Source organism: Parafrankia sp. FMc2, from assembly GCF_041008525.1.
Classification (GTDB): domain Bacteria; phylum Actinomycetota; class Actinomycetes; order Frankiales; family Frankiaceae; genus Parafrankia.
On sequence record NZ_JBFLUG010000252.1, the window covers coordinates 1 to 5,567 of the forward strand.

Consider the following 5,567-nt stretch of genomic DNA (forward strand, 5'->3'; position numbering starts at 1 on the left):
TGACCGGCCGCTTCTTCTGCGAACCCACGACACAGTCCTGACCGGCAGAGGGACGGGAAGACCTGCCAGCCCAACCCTCTCACCCAGACACGAAACATGCCAGGACTAAGCGGCGACAGTCTACTAGTCGAACCCAACCTCGACGGGTTGGCGTGCCAAGGATGAATGTCGGTGTTGGGTCGGTCTTTGTGTTCCAGGTTGCGCCGTCCGCGCGCGTGAACGCCGTAGCGGCCGAGCGGACCGGTATTCGTGCAGCTAGAAAGCATGATGGCGGTGGCAACCAGCGCTGGTTACCGCGGGTTGCAGCCCGGAGTGCCGTGGATGTACGTGTGGCCATACCCAGGTGCGTCCACCGTCGACCGTTGTGCTGCAGGTCGCAGCCCGGACAGCTGGAGCGCTTTAAGGCGGACGTCTGATAAAGTCCGCCGAACCTTCCGCCCCGGTCATGTCGCACGCGTCGGGCATTCTCCCCGTGCGGAGGTCTCGCGAACGGACTGTTCGACCGGCCTGGGGTGGGGACTGATGGGCGTAGGTGTGCAGAATGCGCGTGGTCATGGCGGGAGGACAATCCCACCGGGCCATGGATCTGTGGCGTTGACGGGACTGCGCAGTCGGCGCTGCCGGCCGGCCGCTTCATGGCGAGGCGGGCTGGTCGCGATGGCGGCCGTCTTCGCGATGTCCGCCTGCGGAGGTGACGACGCACCGTCGGCCGCCCCGACGGTGAGTACGGAAAGGCCCTCCGGGTCGGCGTCGCCGGCGGCGGAGGAGCTCGGTCTGTGGCCGGACGACTTCGTCCTGACCGAGGGCCCCGCCACGAGCGGCTTCACGGGTGCGCCGGGGGAACCGGCGGACGACGGTGACGACCCCGAGGAAGACGCGGTGCTGCGTGCGAGCGCCGAATGCCTGGGCGTGCCGCTCGAGAACGTCGACTACGAGCCCGAGGCCACAGCTGACGGGCTCACCTTCACCGGCGATGGCGGAGAGACGCAGATCGATTCCACCGCGGAGATCGTGACCAGGGAACAGGCCGCGTTTGACCGGGAGCTGCTGGCGAATCCACGGATGGCGGACTGCCTGGCCGAGGCGTTCGAGAGCCAGATCGGCGAGCTCGAGGAGGAAGGCGTCGACTTCGAGATCATCTCGGCGGAGACACTCGGCGCGCCGGCCGGTGCGCAGGGCCGTTGCCGAATCGTCATGCAGGCCTCCGGCCCCGGGGGAACGGTCGAGGTCGCGATGGATCTGCTCTTCTTCGTCGAAGGTCAGGTCGAGGTGATGGTCGGCTATACAACCAGCGGGGAGGAACCCCAGCCGGAACGTCTCCGGCAGATCGCCGACCAGATCTCGACGAAGCTGCGAAACCAGCAGCCGCGTTCCATCGCCGGTCGGCCGACGGAGGGCGGGCCTGTGATCGGTGCCTTCGGGCCCCTGCATTCCTGAGCTCCTCGCCCCGATCAGCGTCGCGGATCGTCGAAGGTGACCAACGTGGTGATGTCAGCGGCGGACGGCCGGCGCCCCGGCGCGGCGCGGCGCCATGGCGGGCTTATGGCCATGGCGATGGTTGCCGTCGTGGCGCTGTCAGCCTGCGGCGGGGGCGACGCCTCGTCTGCGGCGGGCTCCACTCCGACGGCTGCCGCGTCGGCATCGTCCGGAACCCCGCCGCCGGCCGGACAGGAACTCGGTCTCTGGCCTGACGACTACGTGCTCACCGCCGGCCCCGCCACCGCCGGTTTCAGGGGCGTGCCGGCCGAGGCCCCCGAGGTCGAGATGGACGGGTATCTCACTGCTGCCGCGGAATGCCTCGGGGTGCCGGCGGGAGACGTCCGGAACGAGTTCGACTCCACCAGCGACGGACTCACCTTCGTCAACGGCTCGGACCCGCGAGTGACGATCACGTCCACGGCGACCATCGTGTCGGATGAGCAGCTGGCCCGGGACCTGACACTGATGGGGAACCCGCGGTTCGCCGAGTGCTCGGGCGAGGTGCAGATGAAGGTCGCCGAGGCTTATACCGGGGGCCGGGTCGAGTACGACCTGATCGAGGCGAAGACGCTGCCACCGCCGGCCGGCGCGACCTTCCACCTGCAGCTGTCCGCGAAGCTGAGATCTGGCGGAGTCACGGTGGAGAGGACGATCGAAGCGCTCCACTTCCTGGTGGGCCGGGTCGAGGTGGCCGTCACGCACACGAGTCCCGGCGGTGCCACGGAGCCCCGGGGCCGCCTGGGGCAGATCGCCGATCAGATCTCCGAGAAACTGCGCAGGCAGCAGCCACGCAGCGTCGAGGGCAGGCCGCGCGAGGGCGGGCCCGCGGTTCAGGCCCTCGGGCCTTCCGATCGGCTGAACGCTCCTTCATCGTCGAGCGTCGGGAGCCGGGCCTGACCCGCGGATTCGGACTGCCAGCCAGTGTGTCCGATTTCGTATGCTTGTCATCGTCTCGACGGATCGCGCTGTCTCTCACCTTCCGGGCTGTTCACCCGGGATTCTTCCGATCGATACGCCGCCCTTCCGGGCATCATCCGTGGTCCAGGGGCGAGAAAAGTCGTCGCGGAGCCGGGTCGACGATGCGCCTTACGCACTGCGCTGGTCGGCCCAAGGTGACGGGAGAATGACGCCGGTCGAATGGTGGTGGCACATATCGGACGTCTCGACGGCGGCTGCACCGTACACAGGTGATTTCAACCCCCGTCGTCGGGATGTGATGGCCGTCACAATCGCTTGGAGAATGTTTGCCGGTGGCGTGTAACGTCGTTGCCGTGCTTCCGACCTGGGGAGTACACGCCGGGTGGCACGCCGAATCCCGCCCCGCCCGGCGCACAACGGATCTGAGGGTGGGAGCGGGGGACCCAAGTGTTCCCGGGCGTTCTTTCTGGACGTCCTTGGGGTGAAGCCGTCAGCGCTTTGTGGCGCGGATATGTTTGTGCGGCCGGGCGATTCCCAGCCCGAACCCGACAGCTAACTTCGTAGGCGTGGGGAAGGACATTCATTTTGTCCGTTATGACTTCGGGTGCCCGTAAGAGCCGTCGTTCGATCCGCCGTGGCCGCGCTCTGCTGGTCGCACCGGTGCTGGCCGCGACGATCGGTGGCGGAATCGCGATGTCCCAGCCGGCCAGTGCCGCCGCCCGGCCGAACGCGCATCACTTCCTGAGCGCCGTCGTTCCCTGTGAGTCCGGGGGCAACCCCCGTGTGGTCAACTCGATCGGTGCGGGCGGGCTGTTCCAGTTCCTCCCGAGCACCTGGCACTCCGTCGGCGGGAAGGGCCTGCCGCAGCACGCCAGCGTAGCCGAGCAGTGGAAGCGCGCGCACATCCTCTACGCCCAGCAGGGCACCAGCCCGTGGTACAGCTCGCAGGGCTGCTGGGGCCACAAGGTCTGAGCCCGGCGGTCCCCCTAACGAACCGGTGTGCCCGGACGTCCGTGGACGTCCGGGCACACCGGCGTTCCGGCGGGTCTGACAGACCCGGGGGCGGGGGGAGGGCTCGCCAAACGTGTGCTGCGTGCCTGGCGCGGCTCCGGACGGGTCCCGCCCACGCGTCGGGCACGGTCCTCGCGGCCTGTGCGCGCAATGATGCATATAGTCAGGGTTGGTCACGGCTTGGGCTGAATGACCGATGTCGGGGGCTGTCACGCGAGCTGCCCGGGCATCTGCGCTGATCCCGACCCTGAGGGAGACGATGAGCGGGACGCCGGCTGGCACCCCTGTACCCCCCGGCACCCCCGGCATCCCTGGAACGCCTGGAACGCCTGGTGGCCCGGGCCTGGAAGCCGTGTTCGCCCCCCTCACGCCAGAGGATCCGCGTGAGATCAGCGGTTATCGTCTTCGGGCCCGGATCGGTGCGGGCGGCATGGGCGCGGTGTACCTGTCCTACACCCCGGGCGGGCGGCCGGTCGCGTTCAAGGTCGCCCGGCCGGAGTACGCCTCCGACCCGGAGTTCCGGCGTCGTTTCGAGAAGGAAGTGGCGATCGCGCAACGCGTCCAGGGTCTGTACACGGCCCCGGTCGTCGACTGCGACGCGCACGCCCCGCGCCCCTGGATGGCGACTGCCTATGTCGCGGCGCCCTCGCTGGCCGTGGCTGTCGCCCGGCAGGGCGCGCTGCCGGCGGAGAGCGTCCTGGTACTCGTCGCCGGAGTCGCCGAGGCGCTGGCGTCCATCCATGTCGTCGGCGTGATCCACCGGGACCTGAAACCGGGGAACGTCATCCTCGCCGCCGACGGCCCCCGCGTCATCGACTTCGGTATCTCGCGCGCCGTCGAGGCCTCCTCGGTTCCGCTGACCAGAACCGGTGAACCGGTCGGCACGCCCGCCTTCATGGCGCCCGAGCAGATCCGCGGGAAGGCCGTGGACAGTGCCGGGGACGTCTTCTCCCTCGGTGCAACCGCCTACTACGCGGCCACCGGAGAACTGCCGTTCGGCGCGGATGTCGCCGTCTTCCACCGCATCGTGCACGAGCAACCCGACTGGGATCGCTGCCCGGGGCAGCTCCGCGGCATTCTGGAAGTCTGCCTGGAGAAGGATCCGGCGGCCCGGCCCACTCCCGCAGAGCTGATCAGGCTGTGCCAGGAGGTCTCCACCGACGAAAGGCTCCGCATCGGCGAGGGCTGGCTGCCCCCGACCATCCTGGCTGACCTGACCCGCTACGTCATTGCTCCGTCAGAGCCATCCGGAGCCGCGGAACCCGCCGAACCCGCCGACCAGGCCGCACCCGCACCCGCACCCGCCGCAGCAGCGGCCGCCGCAGCAGCAGCCGCGTCGTCGGTGGGGCCGGCCGGAATGGCAGCGTCGGCCGGGCCGGTGGAGCAGGCTCAGGGCACGGATTCGCTGACGCCGACACGGCCCGACCGCCAGGGCCGGCGCGGTGCGTCCCGCGTTCTCGGCCCCCTGGTGGCGGCGGCGTTCGCGGCGCTGGCCGCTGTTGCGGTCGTGCTTGTGCTGGCTCTGAAGAACGGATCAGCCGATCGCCCGGCCGGAGGCGATGACGAGCCCGGGGTGCTCCCGGCCGCCGTGGCGGAGGCGGCGCAGGGTGCCGCGCAGCCAGGACCACCCATGACCGGTTCCGCGCCGGGCACCGTGCCACCAGGGAGCGCCCTGCCGCCCGGCGCCTCGGTGCCACCCGGCCTCGAGCTGCCCACCGCGCTGCCGTCCGTCCAGGCGGCGGTGTCCGGCCCGTCAGCACAGCAGCAGCAGGCACGCACCACGACCTCGCGCGGCAGTGTGTACCGGCTGGCGTCCAACCAGACCGGTGTCGAGATGTACTCGGGATCGGGCGCGGACTGGATCCCGATTGGTGGACCCACCGGAAAGCTCTACGGCGGGGGCTACGGCCTCTTCGCGACCAGCCGGGAAAGCGGTGACATCTCGCGCTATCTCGGCGCGGCCGGGAGATGGGAGGTCATCGGCGGTCCTGGTGCGCAGTTCGTGGTGACGAGGGACCGGTTGTACTCGCTTACGCCGGATCGGCAGGGTGTGTACATGTATTCCGGGTCGGGTACGAACTGGGTTCAGATCGGTGGGCCCGGGGGGACGTTGTATGGCGGGGGTTATGGTTTGTTCTCGACGAGTCCGGGTTCGGGTG

Annotated in this window: 4 protein-coding genes and 1 riboswitch; all 4 genes read left to right on the plus strand. The window is 69.5% G+C overall.

Translation table 11 applies throughout. The annotated features are described in order from the left end of the window. Window positions 1–657 precede the first annotated feature (657 nt). Window positions 658–1,437: a hypothetical protein gene (locus AB1460_RS35385; RefSeq protein WP_368966768.1), complete on the plus strand. Its 780-nt coding sequence runs from the start codon at window positions 658–660 to the stop codon at window positions 1,435–1,437. A 45-nt stretch (window positions 1,438–1,482) separates the two neighbouring features. Beyond that, the gene (locus AB1460_RS35390; RefSeq protein WP_368966770.1) at window positions 1,483–2,376 is read left to right on the plus strand and encodes a hypothetical protein; all 894 of its coding nucleotides are present in this window, start codon (window positions 1,483–1,485) and stop codon (window positions 2,374–2,376) included. A gap of 399 nt (window positions 2,377–2,775) precedes the next feature. Next, window positions 2,776–2,978: riboswitch (cyclic di-AMP (ydaO/yuaA leader) on the plus strand. A 13-nt stretch (window positions 2,979–2,991) separates the two neighbouring features. Continuing rightward, window positions 2,992–3,369 (plus strand): transglycosylase family protein, encoded by a 378-nt coding sequence (locus AB1460_RS35395; protein WP_368966772.1) that lies wholly within the window; start codon window positions 2,992–2,994, stop codon window positions 3,367–3,369. Between the two features lie 298 nt (window positions 3,370–3,667). Then, window positions 3,668–5,567, plus strand: a 1,900-nt coding sequence (locus AB1460_RS35400) for a serine/threonine-protein kinase (protein WP_368966771.1), incomplete at its 3' end; no start/stop codon positions are given.